This window comes from Phaeovulum sp. (assembly GCF_030684035.1).
Lineage (GTDB): Bacteria > Pseudomonadota > Alphaproteobacteria > Rhodobacterales > Rhodobacteraceae > UBA6213.
In genome coordinates, this window is record NZ_JAUXPI010000011.1 from 19,383 (window position 1) to 37,432 (window position 18,050).

Annotated in this window: 22 protein-coding genes and 2 pseudogenes; 18 read left to right on the plus strand and 6 right to left on the minus strand. The window is 64.6% G+C overall.

The genetic code is table 11. The features are described 5' to 3' along the window. Nucleotides 1-77: 77 nt before the first annotated feature. Entirely contained in the window at nt 78-443 is a 366-nt protein-coding gene (locus tag Q8J98_RS03045; protein ID WP_305293090.1) for a hypothetical protein, read from the minus strand. A gap of 235 nt (nt 444-678) precedes the next feature. Here Q8J98_RS03045 and Q8J98_RS03050 point away from each other — a divergent pair, with 235 nt between their 5' ends. The 4 genes and pseudogenes from Q8J98_RS03050 to Q8J98_RS03065 form a co-directional block, all read left to right on the plus strand. Continuing rightward, a complete protein-coding gene (locus Q8J98_RS03050; RefSeq protein WP_305293091.1) occupies nt 679-813 on the plus strand; it encodes a hypothetical protein in 135 nt (44 codons plus the stop codon). Between the two features lie 586 nt (nt 814-1,399). Further along, on the plus strand, nt 1,400-1,858 hold the full coding sequence (locus Q8J98_RS03055; protein ID WP_305293092.1) for a PAS domain-containing protein: 459 nt from the start codon (nt 1,400-1,402) through the stop codon (nt 1,856-1,858). Between the two features lie 12 nt (nt 1,859-1,870). Further along, nucleotides 1,871-3,208, plus strand: coding sequence for an ATP-binding protein (locus Q8J98_RS03060; protein WP_305293109.1), 1,338 nt, complete (start codon nt 1,871-1,873; stop codon nt 3,206-3,208). Between the two features lie 283 nt (nt 3,209-3,491). Then, nucleotides 3,492-3,785, plus strand: a pseudogene (locus tag Q8J98_RS03065) (ParB/Srx family N-terminal domain-containing protein); the annotation flags it as partial. A 275-nt stretch (nt 3,786-4,060) separates the two neighbouring features. Here the strand turns inward: Q8J98_RS03065 and Q8J98_RS03070 are convergent. After that, nucleotides 4,061-5,089, minus strand: a complete 1,029-nt coding sequence (locus Q8J98_RS03070; protein WP_305185256.1) for an IS110 family transposase — start codon at nt 5,087-5,089, stop codon at nt 4,061-4,063. 85 nt (nt 5,090-5,174) lie between these two features. Between Q8J98_RS03070 and Q8J98_RS03075 the strand changes: the two are divergent. Both Q8J98_RS03075 and Q8J98_RS03080 read left to right on the plus strand, forming a co-directional pair. Continuing rightward, nucleotides 5,175-6,146 (plus strand): annotated as a pseudogene (locus tag Q8J98_RS03075) (site-specific DNA-methyltransferase); the annotation flags it as partial. Between the two features lie 8 nt (nt 6,147-6,154). Beyond that, a complete protein-coding gene (locus Q8J98_RS03080; protein ID WP_305293093.1) occupies nt 6,155-6,370 on the plus strand; it encodes a hypothetical protein in 216 nt (71 codons plus the stop codon). An 82-nt stretch (nt 6,371-6,452) separates the two neighbouring features. On the opposite strand, the gene Q8J98_RS03085 is transcribed toward Q8J98_RS03080, so the two are convergent. Further along, nucleotides 6,453-6,680 carry a hypothetical protein gene (locus Q8J98_RS03085; protein ID WP_305293094.1) on the minus strand — a complete coding sequence of 76 codons (228 nt, stop codon included), beginning with the start codon at nt 6,678-6,680 and terminating at the stop codon, nt 6,453-6,455. 44 nt (nt 6,681-6,724) lie between these two features. Beyond that, nucleotides 6,725-6,946, minus strand: coding sequence for a hypothetical protein (locus tag Q8J98_RS03090; protein ID WP_305293095.1), 222 nt, complete (start codon nt 6,944-6,946; stop codon nt 6,725-6,727). Between the two features lie 124 nt (nt 6,947-7,070). Here Q8J98_RS03090 and Q8J98_RS03095 point away from each other — a divergent pair, with 124 nt between their 5' ends. From Q8J98_RS03095 to Q8J98_RS03135, 9 genes are read left to right on the plus strand one after another with little or no spacing between them, the layout of a single operon-like run. After that, nucleotides 7,071-7,601, plus strand: coding sequence for a hypothetical protein (locus Q8J98_RS03095; protein ID WP_305293096.1), 531 nt, complete (start codon nt 7,071-7,073; stop codon nt 7,599-7,601). Next, the gene (locus tag Q8J98_RS03100) at nt 7,549-9,609 is read left to right on the plus strand and encodes a phage terminase large subunit family protein (protein ID WP_305293097.1); all 2,061 of its coding nucleotides are present in this window, start codon (nt 7,549-7,551) and stop codon (nt 9,607-9,609) included. Before Q8J98_RS03095 ends, Q8J98_RS03100 begins: the two co-directional genes overlap by 53 nt. A gap of 1 nt (nt 9,610) precedes the next feature. Continuing rightward, complete coding sequence (locus tag Q8J98_RS03105) at nt 9,611-9,826, plus strand: phage head-tail joining protein (protein WP_305293098.1); 216 nt, start codon at nt 9,611-9,613, stop codon at nt 9,824-9,826. Between the two features lie 3 nt (nt 9,827-9,829). After that, nucleotides 9,830-11,329 (plus strand): phage portal protein, encoded by a 1,500-nt coding sequence (locus tag Q8J98_RS03110; protein WP_305293099.1) that lies wholly within the window; start codon nt 9,830-9,832, stop codon nt 11,327-11,329. Continuing rightward, nucleotides 11,329-12,777: a S49 family peptidase gene (locus tag Q8J98_RS03115; protein ID WP_305293110.1), complete on the plus strand. Its 1,449-nt coding sequence runs from the start codon at nt 11,329-11,331 to the stop codon at nt 12,775-12,777. The genes Q8J98_RS03110 and Q8J98_RS03115 overlap by 1 nt, the downstream gene beginning before the upstream one ends. A gap of 39 nt (nt 12,778-12,816) precedes the next feature. Continuing rightward, entirely contained in the window at nt 12,817-13,197 is a 381-nt protein-coding gene (locus Q8J98_RS03120) for a head decoration protein (protein WP_305293100.1), read from the plus strand. 45 nt (nt 13,198-13,242) lie between these two features. Then, the gene (locus Q8J98_RS03125; protein WP_305293101.1) at nt 13,243-14,265 is read left to right on the plus strand and encodes a major capsid protein; all 1,023 of its coding nucleotides are present in this window, start codon (nt 13,243-13,245) and stop codon (nt 14,263-14,265) included. A gap of 11 nt (nt 14,266-14,276) precedes the next feature. Beyond that, entirely contained in the window at nt 14,277-14,591 is a 315-nt protein-coding gene (locus Q8J98_RS03130; protein ID WP_305293102.1) for a hypothetical protein, read from the plus strand. Next, the gene (locus Q8J98_RS03135; RefSeq protein ID WP_305293103.1) at nt 14,588-15,214 is read left to right on the plus strand and encodes a DUF6441 family protein; all 627 of its coding nucleotides are present in this window, start codon (nt 14,588-14,590) and stop codon (nt 15,212-15,214) included. The genes Q8J98_RS03130 and Q8J98_RS03135 overlap by 4 nt, the downstream gene beginning before the upstream one ends. Nucleotides 15,215-15,217: 3 nt before the next feature. On the opposite strand, the gene Q8J98_RS03140 is transcribed toward Q8J98_RS03135, so the two are convergent. Together Q8J98_RS03140 and Q8J98_RS03145 are read right to left on the minus strand one after the other, a co-directional pair. Beyond that, nucleotides 15,218-15,589: a helix-turn-helix transcriptional regulator gene (locus Q8J98_RS03140; RefSeq protein WP_305185242.1), complete on the minus strand. Its 372-nt coding sequence runs from the start codon at nt 15,587-15,589 to the stop codon at nt 15,218-15,220. A gap of 5 nt (nt 15,590-15,594) precedes the next feature. Next, entirely contained in the window at nt 15,595-15,948 is a 354-nt protein-coding gene (locus tag Q8J98_RS03145; protein WP_305293104.1) for a type II toxin-antitoxin system RelE/ParE family toxin, read from the minus strand. Nucleotides 15,949-16,017: 69 nt separating this feature from the next. Between Q8J98_RS03145 and Q8J98_RS03150 the strand changes: the two genes are divergently transcribed. From Q8J98_RS03150 to Q8J98_RS03160, 3 genes are read left to right on the plus strand one after another with little or no spacing between them, the layout of a single operon-like run. Next, nucleotides 16,018-16,437, plus strand: coding sequence for an acyl-CoA transferase (locus Q8J98_RS03150; RefSeq protein WP_305293105.1), 420 nt, complete (start codon nt 16,018-16,020; stop codon nt 16,435-16,437). A 37-nt stretch (nt 16,438-16,474) separates the two neighbouring features. Next, nucleotides 16,475-17,413, plus strand: a complete 939-nt coding sequence (locus Q8J98_RS03155; protein ID WP_305293106.1) for a phage tail tube protein — start codon at nt 16,475-16,477, stop codon at nt 17,411-17,413. Then, entirely contained in the window at nt 17,413-17,850 is a 438-nt protein-coding gene (locus Q8J98_RS03160; RefSeq protein ID WP_305293107.1) for a hypothetical protein, read from the plus strand. The genes Q8J98_RS03155 and Q8J98_RS03160 overlap by 1 nt, the downstream gene beginning before the upstream one ends. Nucleotides 17,851-18,050 lie beyond the last annotated feature (200 nt).

Below are 18,050 nucleotides of genomic sequence, written 5' to 3' on the forward strand. Positions count from 1 at the left end.
CTAAAACGTAGGCTGTGTCGTGCGGCGATGGCGAACGGGTGGGGAGGCGGGATGCTGCACGCCCGACCCCCGACCTCTCAGTCGGTGAGCGCTTGGAAAACCCGGATCAATTGTAGGATTCGGTAGCTTTCTGGATCGATCACCACAATCCGATCATCGACGACCGCGTAACGCTGGCCGTAGGGCAGTCGCGGCAGGGAATAGCGCCAATAGTCATCCAAAAAAATCAGGGCATCCCGACCGACCACGTCGCCGGTTCGATCTCGGTACAGCCATTGATCGGCCGGCACTCCTTTGCCCACCTGACCCGGAGGCACGCAGGGCGGGTTCTTCTTTGCTAGGCCTGGCGGGCACCCATTTGTCTCGGCATACGCAGCGGCGGCATGCATAGACGGCACGAAGGCCGCCAAGGCGACCGCAAGAAGTCTAGGAACTATTTTCATCGGCATTTTCCTGGCGAGGCTCCGACTGTACAACGCGCACCTGCCTGATTGGTTCCCATAAGCGCATTATCATCCAGCTACGCGACCCGGCAGATTGGGAGGCGCTGGCTTCGGCCGAGGCCAAATTCAACCCGCGCATTCGCGCCGGTATAGGTGATCTGGCAAAGGTGCCACCTGCGCGGCGCGTTTCCGGGCCGTGGGTATCGTCTGGCCAAGCGTCCGCTTTGCGGGCGGCATGTGCATCGGCGCCTTCTGGCCCGATGTGGTGCCGATCCCGGCGCGGGGCGCGCATTTCTCCTATCACTGGAACGGCGAGGCGGTGGACTACGTCAAGACGCTCGATACCGGCGAAATCATGCGCGTAACCTGAAGGCGCGGGGCCGTTCCCGGCAGGCTAGGCCGCCGCGGCTCGGCGGTCACAACCGCGGTTCAGAACCCCATTGACAACCCTGCCCCTCTTGACTCATACCTTGACCATCGAAGATTTGCGCCCGGAGGTCACCCTCCGGGCGTTTTGCGTTACCCCCCCTGGCATGGTTCCTCCCCGGCCCCATTCGCATGCGGGGGGGCGCAGCGCGGCATTTCGCTAGCGACAGGGCGAAAATAAAGGAAGCCACCCCGAAGCCACCAAGCTAGAAGTGATTGCCTAATATCAACGTCAAAACAGATGCTTGGCGGATGCGCTTGGGCGATCTGGCGTGCAAAGTGGATTCTGCCGCAGGAATCCACTGGATCCGGCGGCTATTAGCCCGCTGCCATTTAGCGCACCCGATTTTTCTTGCGAGAAGAGCGTGAGTGTGTATGCCCTTACAACGATAAGTTGAAGTTGAAGGCACACGCTGAATGGCTTTTCTTGGCGACCTGGGTTTCCCGGATCGGTGGAGCAAGTAGGGGTTCTGGAGCGGGAAGAAGCGGCGCGCGTCTGGGCGCAGTGGGCAGCGTCTTCGGAGGTCTCAATGTTTCGCATGATCATCGAAAACGCTCCTGTCGGCGTCCTTGTGGTGGACGAACACGGGACTGTGGTGTTTTGCAACAAAAGCGCTGAGGCGATTTTTCTGAGCTCGGGCGGCAAACTGGCTGGCGCAAAGATTTCCTCGATTTTGCCCGGCACCCTTGTTGTTGGCGGAGATCTTTTACTACGCATTTTTCATCCGGATGCCGGTCGCGATAGCATTGCGCTGCATTCGATACAGGGCGGCGTCAACAAATACGAAATTCGACAGAGTGCCTTCGTTAATGATGACTGGCGATGGCTCAATATCGTGATGTTCAACGACGCTACGAGTTGGGTCGATGCAGAGAACGCATTGAAGGCACAGGAAAAACGCTGGAACCTGGCCTTGCAGGGGAGCCAGATCGGCGTCTTTGAATCTGACCTGCGCAAGGGCACCGGGATCGCGTCCGACACGTGGTAAGAACTGGTCGGGATATCCAATTCCGGCGGGCTCGACTCGGATGAAGAATGGCGCAAGCGGGTTCATCCTGACGACTTGGAAAGGGTCGTTGCCGCCGACGCTGAATGCATCGACGGCAAGATCGAAAAGTCTGAAGCAAAGTATCGAATGCTGGGACGCGACGGCGACTGGCGCTGGATGCGCTCGGTTCTGAGGGCGACCGAGCGCGACAGCACGGGTAAAGCGGTCCGACTGCTCGGCACGATGACCGATATCACGCTTCTGGAGAACGCAGTGGATTTGGCGCAAGCCAAAGAGGCCGAGCTTGCGTCGCTCATTGTCAATGCACCTGTTGCGATGGCGGTGTTGGCGCTGTCCGGAAAGTTCCTGTTGTTGAACGCTGCCTGTTACAGGCTGCTGGGGTATCCTGAAGGCACGCTACGCGATCGAAGCCTGTGGAGATTGGCCAACATCGAGATGATGGCGGAACTCCGCACCGAGGTTGAGGGGCTCATCGATGGAAAGGTCAGCACTTTTACTGCCGAGAAGCAATATGAACGACCCGACGGTTCCAAAGTGGATTTTGTTGTCCGGATGTCGAAGATCCGTGGAAATACGTCAGAGCAGACCCGGATCGTCGCGCAGATGATCGACATCACAGAGAAAAATCGGCTTGCCAAACTCAAGGATGATTTCCTGGCGACCATAAGCCATGAGATGCGAACGCCGCTTACGGTGGTGCATGGTGCGCTTAGCTTGCTGCAGGGCCTGGGCGAGCTTCCCGGCCAATCGGAAAAGCTGCTCGGCCTCGCCCGCCGGAACAGCGACAGGCTTTTGCATCTCGTCAACGACCTTCTCGATTTTCAAAAGCTCAACTCCGGCCAGCTCTCGCTGCAGTTGGAGGTGGTCAACGTTGTTGACCTCGTGAAACAATCCGTCGAGGAAATCGAACCCCTCGTGTCGAAGTTCGGCGTCAACATCACCTTTGATGCCGTCCGAAAACACCTTTGGGTGCGCGCCGATCCCTTGCGCGCGAAACAGGTCATTACAAACCTGCTTTCGAACGCGGCGAAGTTCGCGCCGCCCGATGGCAGCATCGAGGTTGGATTGGATGAGACCTGCACCGTCTCGGTCACCGACCACGGCCGGGGCATTTCGGACGAGTTTCGCGACCGGATTTTTCTGCCGTTTTCGCAGCAAGCCGAGCATTCGACGCGCGCCCGCGAGGGCTCGGGCCTTGGGCTGGCAATTTCCAAGGGCCTCGTAGAACGAATGGGTGGGCAGATCGGCTTCGAGTCAGCGCCGAATGTCAGAACCACGTTCTGGGTGCGTTTTCCAATGGCGGCGGAAGACGAGCGGCGTTCGGCCTGAAATGAATTTCATCGGTTGCGCTGAACTGGTCGCCGAGCGTGCGTTTGATTTAAGCCGCGCTGTCTGGCGATGATGGTTCGGTAAACCGCACGTCTGGCTGCAGGCACTCGGCCACAATCCGCGCCTGCGCCTGCTCCGGCCAAAGCCTTCGCCGAGGCTCTGCAACCTCGCGCCGCGCGGCATACCCACCGCCACCATCCGCCATGCCAGCCTCGATCTGCTACCGCAGACCTTCTGGCTGATCGCGCGGCACACAGAAACCTGCCAAATCAACGGACCCGAAATGGACCTGACCTTCGCGCCCGATAAGGTGGCGCACTGGCCGCTTGAGCGGCTGCGCCCCTATGCGCGCAATGCCAAGCAGCACGGCACCGAACAGGTTGCCAGAATCGCCGCCAGCATGATCGAGTTTGGCTGGACGGTGCCGTGCCTCGTGGCCGAGGATGGCGAGCTGATCGCGGGCCATGGCCGGGTGCTGGCGGCAGCGCAGCTTGGCATTGCGACCGTGCCGGTAATCGTGATGCCGCATCTGAGCGATGCGCAGCGCCGTGCCTACCGCATCGCCGACAACAAGCTTCTGTGGTTGCCGCCCGTGGTGCAAGGAGTTTTTGCCCCTTTTGCGCATGTGATCGATTGCGAACTTCTGTCAGGCCTTTGGGTGCAGCCATGTCAGAAGCTGCTGGCCGGTATGGTGATCCGCGGATCGGGTCCAAATCTGACTGCCGGGCTTGATCGCCCTCAACTTGTTCCTGGTTTTCCCGATCCAGATCTGTTCGATCATTATGCCCATTCGGGTCGTCGCTCTCTCACACCTCCTGTACCGGCATCACGCCGATGGTCGCGTCGCGCTGTTCACGCAGCGCCAGCCGGTACCGGATCTCTGTAATCTTCCTGTTTCGTCAGCATGGCCCATATCGCCCGGGCCATCTTGTTGGCCAGCGCAATCGCCACCAGCATCTTCGGCTTGCGTTCGCGCAGCCGGGCCAGCCACGACCCCTCGCGGATCGACCTGGCTCCCATCCAGTTCAGTCGCGACATCGCGCCGATGATCAGCAAGCGCCTGATGTCGGACTGCCCCGCCTTGGAAATGCGCCCCAGCCGCTCCTTGCCCCCCGATGACATCTGCCTCGGCACAAGCCCAAGCCATGCGGCGAAATCACGCCCGCATTTGAAAGTTCCCATCGCCGGGGCAAAGGCCTCGATTGCCAGCGCCGTCATCGGCCCGACACCGGGCATCGTCTGAAGCCTGCGCGCGGCGGTGGTCTGGGCCGCCAAGGCTGCGATCTTGCGCGTCTTGGCATCGATGCGGGCGGTCTTCTCGGCAATCTGTTCAAGCAGGTCGCGCCCCTCTTCGCGCACCAGTTCCGGCAGATCACTGTTCGGGGCCTCGATGATTTCGACGATGCGTTTGGCGTGCACCGGCCCCTGCGGTACGACATGTCCGTATTCATAGATCATGGCGCGCAATGCGTTCGTCAGCTCGGTGCGCTGGTGCACCAGCCGCTCGCGCGCCCGAAACAGCACCGCCCTTGCCTGCTGTTCTTCGGTCTTCGGCGGCACAAAGCGCATCTCGGGGCGCTGCGCCGCAACAACGATCGCCTCGGCATCGGCCGCATCGTTTTTCTGCCGCTTCACAAATGGCTTCACATATTGTGGGGCGATCAGCCGGACGTCATGCCCCATCTTTCCCAGTTCGCGCGCCCAGTAGCTGGCGCCGCCGCAAGCCTCCATGACGACCACCGCAGCCGGGTGTTCAGCCATGAACCTCATGAACTGCGGGCGCGACAGCTTCTTGCGAAACCGGACCTCGCCCGTCATCGAAGCTCCGTGAAGCTGGAAAACATGTTTTGCCAGATCCACCCCGATCATTGTATCTTTCATCTCGCCGTCCTCTCCGCTTCATGGTTCTCAGACCAACATCCTGGCACATTACGATGCCGTCTGGGGAGGGCGGCAACCACCCCATCTGACCGAGCTGGGCGAATGGGACGAGGCGATGCTGTTGCAGGAGGTGCAAGAGCTGTTGGCCGAGGAATACGAACTCGACCTGCTCGGCTTCAGCGAGGCTGATCTGGCACACCTGCTGCGTGACGGCGCGGCGCAGGATGGCACCGGCGCGGTTGAAGGCGAGGACGAGACCCCGGAACCGCCGATAACACCGGTCACGCTGCCGGGCGATCTTTGGGTGATGGGCAAGCATCGCCTGATCTGCGGCGACAGCACCTCGGTCGAGGTGGTGGGCAAGCTGCTCGGCGCGGTCACGCCGCTCTTGATGGTGACGGACCCACCCTATGGCGTGGACTATGACCCAAGTTGGCGCAATCAGGCGGGTGCGGCCAAAACCAAGCGCATCGGCAAGGTGCTGAACGACGACCGGGCCGACTGGCACGAGGCGTGGGCGCTGTTTCCCGGCGATGTTGCCTATGTCTGGCACGGCGCGCTGCATGCGGGCGAGGTGGCGGCGAGCCTGATGGCGGCGGGGTTCAACGTCCGCTCGCAGATCATCTGGGCGAAAGACCGCCTCGTGCTGAGCCGCGGCGATTATCATTGGCAGCATGAGCCCTGCTGGTATGCAGTGCGCAAGTCCGGCAAGGGCCATTGGGCGGGCGATCGCAAGCAGACGACGCTCTGGGCAATTTCCGGCAAGGATCAGGATGCCGCGACCGTGCATGGTACGCAAAAGCCGGTGGAATGCATGCGCCGCCCGATGCTGAACAACTCCAACCCCGGCCAGGCGGTCTATGAGCCGTTCATGGGATCGGGCACCACGCTGATTGCGGCGGAAACCACCGGGCGCGTTTGCTTTGGCATCGAGTTGAACCCGGTTTACGTCGATGTGGCGGTCGAGCGCTGGCAGCAATTCACCGGCGGCGAGGCGATTGACGAGGCAAGCGGGCGCAGCTTTGCCAGCCTGAAAGCCGAGCGGTTGGCTGCATGAGCATGGGCATGCGTTTTGTGCCCAAGGGCTACGGCGGCCACCGCCGCGGCCCCGATGAGGTGAAAGCCGATGGCTGGTTTGAGCAGGGCTTGCTTGCGGTAAGCCTTGATGATCCGCGTTTGACCTGGCCGGAACGCGAACTGTTGCGCCAGCTTGGCACCCGGCTTTACGGCGACCGCGACGCGGCAGCCGCCCGAAAAAAGACGGCAGAGCGCAGATCATGACCATGACCGCAGCGGAAAGCCTTCGCAGCCTGATCGCGCAGCCGGACCGGATCGAGCACTGGCCGCTCGCGCGGCTGGGGAATTATGCGGCGTGTTCGCCCTCCTTGAACGCGGCGTCGGTGATCTGGCGCAGCAGGCTGGCGTAATGGTTCAGGGTGCCGACATGCCCCCAGGTGATCTCGTCGGGGTGGGTGTTGAAATGGTCGGCACTCACGGCCTTCAGCCGATCCAGCATCGCGTCGATCTCGACCTTGGTGGCGATGAAGGCGTCGAGGGCTTTGGCGCTATCGGTGGCGCGTCGGGTGGTCATGGCTTGGTCTCCGGGATGAGTGGCATCGTTTTCTGCTGCCTGCCTCAGATCAGTTGCAGGTCGGCCAGCACGGCGCTGGCAGCGGCCAGTTGCGCGGTCGGCACTTCGATCTTGAGATGCGAGAACAGATCCGAGGCTTCGGCCTTGATCCCTGCGTCCTTCAGTTCCGCCTCGATGCTGGCGGCGACACTGTTCATCCGGTTGCGGTCGAAATGTTCCGGTAGCGTGGCGCTGTCGATGCGAATGGTGGTGGTGGCCATGGTCATGATCCGGTCTCCGATCCGGGGGTGATTTCCTGACCAGAGAGTCGCTCCTGGCCGGAGTGTAATCAACCGAAATAGGCAGTCTTTCCCGTTTATTTCCAATACTTTGAGGATAGTTCAGAGCGCCATGAAGGGCATGAGCGAACGCGAATACTCCGCCCATTCCGGCCTCTCGCGCGGGGCCGTCCAGAAGGCCAAGAAGACCAGCCGTCTGGTGCTGTTTGCGGATGGGTCGATCAATGCCACGGCCTCGGATGCGCGTTACCGCGATCTGACGCACCCTGGCAAGGCGCGGGCAGACGGGGTTGCGCAAGCCAGCGGATCGGCGGACCCTTCGGCCTTTCTCAAGGCCCGCACCGTCAACGAGGTGGTGAAAGCGCAACGCGCGCAGATGCGGCTCGCGAAAGAGCGGGGTGATCTGGTGGACCGGGCGCGTGCAGAAATGCTGGTGTTTCGGCTCGCGCGGCAGGAACGCGACGCCTGGGTAACATGGCCGTCGCGGGTTGCGGCATTGATGGCGGCCGAAGTGGCCTTTGGGGTGGAAAAGCAAACCGGCGCGCCGGTAATCATCGAGGCCGCGATCCTGCAGAGGGTGCTGGAAACCCATGTCAGAGCGCAACTCGACGCCCTCGCCGACCTCCGGGTCTCGCTTGGATGATGACAATGATGATCTGACCGGCGACGACCTGACTGCAGACCTCGATCTCGGGTTTGACGGGGCCGACGATATCCTTCGGGTTTGGCGCAACGGCATGCGCCCCGATCCGGACCTGACGGTGTCGGAATGGGCGGATGCGCATCGCTGGCTGTCGTCGCGCGCTGCGGCTGAACCGGGGCGGTATCGCACCGCCCGCGCGCCTTACCTGCGCGAGATCATGGACGCACTGTCGCCGCGGCACCCGGCGCAGCGGATCAGCTTCATGAAGGCCGCGCAGGTCGGCGCGACCGAGGCGGGCAACAACTGGATTGGCTTTGTCATCCATCACGCGCCGGGGCCGATGCTGGCGGTATTGCCATCCCTGGAACTGGCCAAGCGCACGTCACGGGGGCGGCTGGACCCTCTGATTGCGGAAAGCCCGGCGCTGCGCGAACGGGTCAACCCCGCCCGGTCCCGCGACGCGGGCAATTCGATGCTCTCAAAAGAGTTTCCCGGCGGCATCCTGGTGCTGACCGGTGCCAATTCTGCCACCGGCCTGCGCTCGATGCCTGCGCGCTACATCTTTCTGGATGAGGTCGACGCCTATCCGGCCTCGGCCGACGAGGAAGGCGATCCGGTCACCCTGGCCGAAGCACGCACCACCACCTTTTCGCACCGGCGCAAGGTGTTCATGGTCTCGACCCCGACGATCCGGGGCTTGAGCCGGATCGAACGGGAATACGAGGCTTCGGACCAGCGCCGGTACTTCGTGCCCTGCCCGCATTGTGGCGCGATGCAGTGGCTGCAGTTCGAACGCCTGCGCTGGGACAAGGGGCGGCCCGACACCGCCGCCTATCACTGCGAGGGCTGCGAAAAGCCCATCGCGGAGCATCACAAGACCGCAATGCTGGAGCGCGGGGAGTGGCGCGCGACCGCCGTTTCCGCCGATCCGCATTCCATCGGCTTCCACCTATCTGCGCTCTATTCGCCCCTGGGCTGGAAAAGCTGGCAGCAGATCGCCCGCGACTGGCTGGCGGCCCAAGGCTCGGAGGAGATGCTGCGCGCGGCGCGCAACACCCTGCTGGGCGAGACGTGGGTCGAAAGTGGCGATGCGCCCGAATGGCAACGGCTGGCGGAACGGCGCGAAGCCTATGGCGGGGCGCAGATCCCCATGGGCGGGTTGTTCCTGACGGCTGGCGTCGATGTGCAGAAGGACCGGATCGAGGTCGATGTCTGGGCCTGGGGCCGGGGCTTGGAAAGCTGGCTGGTCGATCACATCGTGATTGCAGGTGGCCCGGACGAACCGGCCTGCTGGGACAAGCTGACGGCCCTTCTGGGTCGGACATGGGCCTGTGCCAATGGCGCAGTGATGGTGATCGGCAAGATGACCATCGACACCGGCTATGAAGCACCGGCGGTTTATGCATGGGCCCGCAAGCAAGGGTTCGACCAAGTGGCCCCGATCAAGGGCCTCGAAGGCTTCAACCGTGCGACGCCCGTGTCAGGCCCGACCTTCGTCGACGCCACCATCGGCGGCAAACGTCTGCGCCGGGGAGCACGGCTGTGGTCGGTGGCCACGGCAACCTTCAAGATCGAGACCTACCGTTTCCTGCGGCTGGAACGCCCCTCGGATGAAGACCGGAGCTTGGGCGTGCTGGACGCCCCCGGCACGGTCCACTTGCCTGACTGGATCGACACCGAATGGCTGAAGCAGCTGGTGGCCGAGCAGCTGGTTACCGTGCGCAACAAGCGCGGTTATGCCCACCCCGAATGGCAGAAAATGCGGGAACGCAACGAGGCGCTGGACACCCGCGTCTATGCAAGGGCTGCGGCGTGGATCATGGGCGCTGATCGCTGGGATGAGGCGACCTGGCGGCGGCTGGAAGCGCAGGCCGGGGTGGAAACCCGAGCGGCGCCAGAGCCGATTACATCGCCTGAACCGACCGCACCAACCGCACCCAAGGCCGGAACGCCGACCACGCCCCGGCGCAAACGCCGGGCCTACACACCGAACTTCATGAGGGATTGAGATGGATCTGGAACGCATGCGCGCCTTGCTGGCAGCGCTGCAGGAAGCCCGCTACGCGGGCGTCCGGTCGGTCAGCTATGATGGCAAGTCGGTCAACTATGGGTCGGACGCCGAGCTGGCGAATGCCATCAGCGATCTCGAGACCCGGATTGCGACGGCCACGACCGGCACGCCGCGCCGTCGGCGCTGGGGCACGGTTGCCTCAAAGGGGCTGTGATCCATGGCGTTTGAAGCGTTCCGGCAACGTATCGGCAGCATCATCGGCGGATTTGACGCGGCGCAGGCTCACCGGCGACTTCGGGGTTTCCGCGCCAGCCGCGCCCATGTGAACACGCTGATCGCGGCGTCGGGCGACACGATCACCGCCCGCGCCCGCTGGCTGGTCCGGAACAATGGCTATGCCGCGAATGCTGTGGAAAGCTTCGCCAGCAATGTCGTGGGCGATGGCATCAAGCCCTCCTCCACCATCGCCGATGCGGCAAAGAAGGAAGAACTGCAGGCGCTGTGGTTGGCCTGGACTGATGATGCGGACGCGGAAGGGCTGACGGATTTCTACGGATTGCAGCGACGGGCGGCGCGCGAGGTCTTCCTGTCGGGCGAGGTCTTCATCCGCCTCCGGCCCCGTCGGTCCGAGGATGGTCTGACCGTTCCCCTTCAGTTGCAGATGCTTCCCGCCGAAATGCTGCCGCTGGACATGAACCGCACCCTGCCCGGCGCCGGGCTGATCCGTCAGGGCATCGAATTCGACGGCATCGGCCGCCGCGTCGCCTACCATTTCCTTCGCCGCCACCCTGGCGATCTGACCGATCCTGGCCTCGCGGGCGAAACCGTCCGCGTTCCGGCTGGCGATGTGATCCATGTGCTGGACCCGGTTGAGGCTGGCCAGCTGCGCGGTGTGTCACGGTTCGCAGCCGCCGTCGTCAAGCTGTTCACGCTGGACCTCTATGATGACGCCGAGCTGGAGCGGAAGAAAATCGCGGCGATGTTTGCGATGTTCATCACCTCGCCCGCCCCGGAAACCCCGCTGGAACCGACCGAGGAAGATCTGGAGGTTGAACCCGGCCAGGTGGTGCGCCTCGACCCGGGTGAGGATGTCTCGACCCCGGCGACGCCCGACTCGGGCGGCACCTACGAGCCGTTCCAGTACCGCACCCTGCTGCAGATCGGGGCGGCATTGGGCATCCCCTATGGCTATCTCACCGGCGACACCGCGAAGGGCAACTTCTCGAACACGCGGATAAGCCTCATCGAATTCCGGCGTCGCATCTCGGCCTGGCAGCATGGCGTGCTGGTCTATCAGCTCTGCCGCGCCGTCTGGGTGCGCTGGATGGACACGGCTGTGCTGTCGGGCGAGCTGGACCTGCCGGGTTACGACAGCCAGCGACGGCAATATCAGGCCTGCGCCTGGCTTCCGACCAAATGGGACTGGATCGACCCGATGAAGGACGCCTCGGCCGAGATCCTGCAGATCGAAGCGGGCCTCAAATCCCGCACCCAGGCGATCTCCGAGCGCGGCTATGACGCCGAACAGGTCGACCGCGAAATCGCCGCCGAGCGCAAACGCGAACAGGCGCTGGGCCTCGACTTCCGGCGGCCGGGATCTCCGGCGCAGGGGCCGGGTGGGGCTGATGGCGGTGACGAGGCCCAACAGGACGACACGCCAGACGGCGATGCGGCAGAAGACACCGATGGAAAACCTGACGCCAAGGAGCGCGGATGATGCACCACGCCCAGATCGCCCAGCGCGCCTTCAACACCCCGTTGATGGTCGAGCCTGCCAAGGCCCTCGCTTTCCTCTCGGGCCTCGGGCCACGTATCACCGGGCGCGAGATCACCTTTCTGGGGCTCGAGGTCGACGCGGCGGATCAGGCCGCGGCCGCCCTGCCCGCCCGCGCCTCGATTTTTGGCAATAACCTCGCTCAGCTTCACCAGCAGGGCGGCACCCGGCCTTTCGCTCTAGTGGAGGGCATTGCCGTGATCGAAATCTCGGGCACACTTGTGCACCGGGGTGCATGGATCGGGCAGTCGTCGGGCCTCACGTCGTATGAGGGCATCGCCGCCCAATTGCAGGCCGCGCTCGCGGATCCCGGTGCGCGTGGCATCGCCTTGGACATCGACAGTTTCGGCGGCGAGGTCGCCGGGGCCTTCGATCTCGCGGATCGCATCCGGGCGGCGCGGGTGCAAAAGCCGGTGCACGCCTTCGTAGCAGAACATGCCCTCTCGGCTGGTTATGTCCTGGCATCTCAGGCCGACCGGATCATCCTGCCGCGCACAGGTGCTGTCGGCAGTATCGGCGTGGTGGCGCTGCACACCGACATGAGCGGGGCCCTTGATCAAAAGGGGGTCGCGGTCACCCTGATCCATGCCGGGGCGCACAAGGTCGATGCCAATCCTTATCAGTCGCTGCCAGAGGCCGTGCGCACGCGTATGCAGGCCGAGCTCGAGGATCTGCGCCTGCTCTTTGCCCGAACTGTCGCCGACGGGCGCGGCGACCGCATCGATGTGGCGCGCGCGCTCGGCACCGAGGCGGCGGTGTTTCGGGGCGAGGCGGCGATCCACGCCGGTCTAGCCGACGAGGTCGCCGATCCCGTCACCGCGTTTCGCGCCTTCGCCGCCGCCCCGCGCGGCATTTCCACCCCAAAAGGAAAGGGTCCGATGATGACCACCAACACTCCCGAAACGCCCGCCGCTGCGCCGACTGCAGCCCAGCCCATCAGGGCAGCGGCCACCCCGCACAGCGCGCCGGGTGAGGCGCCAACTTCCGCGCTGCCCGCTTCGACCTCACCCGATTTGCCCGCCGCGACGGCGGCCGCGGTTTCCACGGCGGACACGTCTGCGGCGCCGTCACCCCCGCTCGCCGTGGCAACCCCGTCGCAATTGACCGGCAACGCCCCAGAAGCGCCCTCGTCCGACGCCATTCGCGCCGAGGCGGCCGAGGTGGCGCAGGTCTGTGCGCAGGCCGCCCGGCTTGGCGTGCAGATCGACGCCGCCGATGCCGTCACGCGCGGGTTGAAGCCCGAGGCCCTGCGTGCGCGCGTTCTGGCCGATCTCGCCGCCCGCAGCGATGCGGCGGGGATCATCGCCACCGCCCCTGCGGCGGCGGCACCCGCGAAAGACAGCCCGATCATCGCCGCCGCGAAGAAGTCGGCGGCCGACGCCAAGCGCTGATCATCCTTCCCGTTTCCCCACCAACCCGGAGCCTGAACCATGCCCGTTCTGACCCAACCGCCCGGCATGGGCGATGTCCTCAAATACGAGGTCAACCCGAACTACACCCGCGAGGTGATCACCCTCGCGCAAGGCATGCCCTACCCGGTCGGATCCGTGCTTGGGCAGATCACCGCGAGCGGCAAATACAAGCTCGCGACCAGCGGCGGCGCCGATGGGGCCGAGACCGCCATCGCCGTGCTGCTCTACGCCGTCGATGCCACCTTGGCGGATGCCATCGGCATCGTGCTGCGGCGCGGGCCCGCCATCGTTGCCAAGACCGCGCTGATCTTTGACGCCACGGTCAGCGACGCTGCCAAAGTTGCCACGAAACACACGCAGCTGAACGCCGCGGGCATCGTGCCGCGCGACGGCGTCTGACGCGCGGCGTCGGCATCCCTTCCCTCTTTCCCCCCGGAGCACCCCATGTCCCTGATCCGCAATCCCTTTGACGCTGGCGGCTATTCGCTGGCCGAGATGACGCAGGCCATCAACATCCTGCCCAACCTCTACACCCGCCTCGGCCAGATCGGCCTCTTTCGCTTTGAAGGTGTCAGCCAGCGCAGCATCGTCATCGAGCAGCGCGAAGGCATCCTCAGCCTGCTGCCCTCGGTGCCGCTCGGTGCCCCCGCCACCGTCGGCACTCGCGAGGGCCGCTCGATGCGTTCCTTCGCCCTGCCGTGGATCCCGCATGATGATGTGATCCTGCCCGGCGACATTCAGGGGCAACCCGCGCTTGGCGTCTCGGATGCCGCCGATCCGCTGGTCGAGGTGATGAACCGCAAGCTGATGCTGATGCGGCGCAAGCACGCCCAGACGCGGGAATACATGGAGATGAACGCTCTCCGCGGCATCGTCAAGGATGGCGCGGGCACCACGCTTTACAACTATTTCGACGAATTCGGCCTCGCGCAGATCTCGGTCGACTTCGCGCTGGGCACCGCAGGCACCAATGTGCAGGGCAAGGTGCGCGAAGTGTTGCGCGCCATCGAGGACAATCTTCTGGGCGAGACGATGATCCGCGCCCATGCCCTCGTCAGCGCCGAGTTCTTTGACAAGCTGATCTCGCACCCCAAGACCGAGGACGCCTACAAGTTCTTCTCGGCCACCGGCGGCCAGCCCCTGCGCGAAGATATGCGGCGAGCTTTCCCTTTCGCGGGCATCCTGTTCGAGGAATACACCGGCAGCGCCACCCTGTCGGGTGGCACCGCCGAGCGTTTCCTGCCCGCCAACGAGGGCGTGGCTTTCCCACTTGGCACCTTCGACACCTTCACCACCTATGGCGGCCCGGCCAACCTGCTTGAAGCCGCCAACACCATGGGCCTGCCGCTTTATGCGCGCCAGCACCTCGACGAAAAGGGCCGCTGGATTGACCTGATGACCGAAGCCTCGATCCTGCCCGTGAACAAGCGCCCCCGCCTTGCGATCCGGCTTTTGAGCTCGAACTGAGGGGGGAAAGCGTGACTGCGTTTTTCACCGCCATGGAGCGGGTCTTTGCCGATCGCAACATGGCGGTGGAAGCGGTCTGGCTCGCAGGCGGCGCCGGGCCAGGCCAGCCCGTCCGCCTGATCCGCAAGGCACCGGACGCGATCACCCCCTTTGGTGCCGCGCGTATCCTGTCGGACACCACCACCGTCGACGCCCGCGTGGCCGAGATGCCCTCGCCTGCCCCGGGCGACCGGATCTTGATCGGCGCCGAAGGCTTTACCATTCAGGGTGAGCCGATCCGCGACCGCGAGCGGCTGGTCTGGACGCTGGATTTGCAGCCGGAATGAAGCTGACCATCGAAATCGATCCGGACATTGCCGCGATGATGGCCGCCGAGGTCGCGGCCGGGGAAAAGGCCGTTACCGCCGCGATGCGCGAGGTCGGGGCCGGCCTGAAATCCGCCTGGCGCAGCCAGATCACCGGCGCGGGGCTGGGCACACGCCTCGCCAACTCGATCCGCCTCGCCAGCTTCCCGAAGTCAGGCGACAGCCTGAACGCCGCGGCGCTGGTTTGGTCGAACGCCCCAGTGATCGTCGGCGCACATGACACCGGGCCGTTGATCCGGTCAAAGGACGGATTTTGGCTGGCGATCCCCACGCCAGCGGCAGGCAAATCCACCCGCAGCGGCCGGATCACCCCTGGCGAATGGGAGCGCCGCACTGGCTTGCGCCTGCGTTTCATCTATCGCCGCAGGGGCCCGAGCCTGCTGGTGGCCGAGGGGCGGTTGAACACCAAGGGGCGCGCCGTGGCTTCACGCTCCAAGACCGGACGTGGGGCGACGACGGTGCCGATCTTCCTGCTTGTGCCGCAGGTCAAGCTGCCGAAGCGGCTGGATCTGGCGCGGGATGCAGAACGCGCGGTGGACGCGGTGCCGGGGCTGATCGTGGCGGCGTGGATCGAGGCCGAGTGAACCTCAGAGACGCGCGCCCGCCCGCTGGGCATCCCGTCCACGACGGCGACGGCCTGGTTCTTCGGTCTCGCCCAAACCCTCCAGCGCTACGGGGGCCTTGCCGGGAAACTCGACCATCAACTTCAGAGAGCCGCCCATCGCGCGAACGTAGCTCGTCAGCGTCGACAGTAGCAGGTCGCTTTGGCGCTCGTACTTTGCGACGGTCGCCTGTTGGATGCCAAGGGTTTCGGCAAGCTGGACCTGCGTCAACGCCTTGGCTTTGCGCAGTTCCTGCAGCGTCAGGTACTCGGTGTGCAGGCGTGCGGCCTCGGCTTCGATCCCGGCACGACGGGCGGGATCGAGGGTCGCCAGCTTGTCTTGAAGGGTCCGTGCCATGGTCGTCATCCTTTCCGTTGTGCCAGATGGCGGTCGAACCGGTCGTCGGCCCGGGCGATCAGCTGCCTATAGAAGCGCTTCTCGCTGCCACCTGATTTATCCCCGCTGACAAGCAGGATCGCCTGTCGGTCGGGATCAAATGCAAAGGCGATGCGCCAGACGCCACCTGCGGCGGTGCAGCGCAGTTCCTTCATGTTCGCGTGCTTCGACCCGGTCAGGGTGTCGGCATGCGGTCGTCCAAGCGATGGCCCCTCACGTTCGAGCAGCAGCACCCGCGCGAGGATCGCGTCCTGTACTTCCGCCTCAAGCGCGTCGAACTCCGGCTCGAACTCGTCGGCAAAGGAAACGGTCCAGGGCATTCGGTCCTCATGTCTTGGAAGCTATATAGCTTGCAGGCACTAATTTTGCAAGATCGACCCGGAATCTCCATGCCCACCCCCCGCGAAAACATCCTCACCGCGCTGCATGGAGCGCTGCAAACCTTCCCCGCCACCACTCTGCGCGGTGACGTGCTGCCCGAGCGTGTGCCAACCACTGGCCTCCTGATCCTGCGCGACGGCGAGCCGGGGGAGCCTGAGGTGACGCTGTCGCCGCTGCGCTATCATTACCAGCACCGGGCCGAGATCGAGGCGGTTGTGCAGTGCGCGGCCCGTGATGCCGCCTTCGACACGCTCTGCGCCAGCATTGGCGCGGCGATTGCTGCCGACCGCACTTTGGGCGGACTTTGCGACTGGGTCGAGGCGGAAGCGCCGCGCGCGGTCGATCTGGCGGTCGAGGGCGCGGCCAGTCTGAAGGCCGCCACGGTTACCGTCGTGCTGCACTACACCACCGCCGACCCGCTCGGCTGATCCCGGCAAACATTCCCCCAACGAAAGGATGAACACGATGGCACGAGCGCAAGGCGCGCGGGCGCAGATGGCGCTGGCGTTCGAGACGAGTTACGGCACGCCGCCAGTTGGCGGCTATACGCGGATGCCCTTCGCCAGCACCACGCTTGGCGCCGAGCAACCGCTCATGGGCAATGAGCTCTTGGGCTTTGGCCGCGATCCGCTGGCGCCGATCAAGGACGCGGTGACGGTCGACGGCGATGTGGTGGTGCCGATCGACGCGGAAGGCTTTGGCATCTGGCTGAAGGCTGCGTTCGGGGCGCCGACCACCACCGGGGTCGGACCCTACACGCATGAGTTTCGCTCGGGCGGCTGGAGCTTGCCGTCGATGTCGATCGAGACGGCGATGCCCGAGGTGCCGCGCTATGCGATGTATTCGGGTTGCATGCTGGATCAGCTCTCGTGGCAGGTGCAACGCTCGGGGCTTTTGACCGCTACGGCAAAGCTGGTGGCGCAGGGCGAAACGGTGGGTGCGGCCGCGAGCGCGGGCACGCCAACTGATCTCGGACTGAAGCGGTTCGGGCATTTCAACGGCGCGGTCAGCCGCAATGGCGCGGCGCTGGGCAACCTCGTCTCGGCCGAGATCACCTATGCCAACAATCTCGACCGGATCGAGACGATCCGCGCCGATGGCAAGATCGAGGGCACCGACCCCTCGATTGCCGCCCTCACCGGGCGCATCGAGGTGCGCTTTGCCGACCAGACGCTGGTGAACCAGGCACTGAACGGCGATCCCTGCGAGATTTCCTTTTCCTATGCGCTGCCTTCGGGCGAAAGCCTCACACTCACCGCGCACGCCGTCTATCTGCCGCGCCCGCGGCTCGAGATCGCCGGGCCACAGGGCGTGCAGGCGCGGTTTGAGTGGCAAGCGGCACGCGACGCCACGCTCGGGCGTATGTGCACCGTTACCCTTGTCAATTCTGTGGAGGCCTACTGATGCTGCGACTGAACCTATCCCGCGAACCGGAATGGCTCGAGCTTGCGCCCGGACTGCGACTCAAACTGGCACCAATGAGCACCGCGCTGATGATGGCGGCGCGCGCCGATCCAGCCGTGCAGGCCCTTCCTGAGGATGCCAGCAACGATGCGCGCGGCATGGTCTTTGCCCGAGCCCTCGCGCGCCGCGCACTGCTCGACTGGGAGGGGGTGGGTGACACCGAGGGCGAGCCACTGCCCGTCACCCCCGAAGGGATCGACGCCCTCTTGGACATCTTCCCGATCTTCGACGCGTTCCAGACCGAATTCGTCGGCAAGGGTCTGATGCTGGACGCTGAGGGAAACGCCTCATCGCCCTCGCCGACTGGCAGTTCGGCGGGGGCGATCGCTACTGCGCCGCCTGTGACGGCATCTGCCCCGACTGCCCCGCGCGGCTGAACCGGCCGCAGAGTATTGAGGGCGAACAGGTCTGGGACCTCGTCGGTCGCATCGGCGGACAGTTGCGTATCGCGGGCGCGGCGGTGATCGGCTGGGACATGGGCGCGGTCCTGGCCATGGCGGCCGCGCTGGGCGTGAACCCCCGCGCCGTGGCCGAGTTCCTGCCCGGCATCGAGGCGGTGATGGTGCGCAAGGTGAAC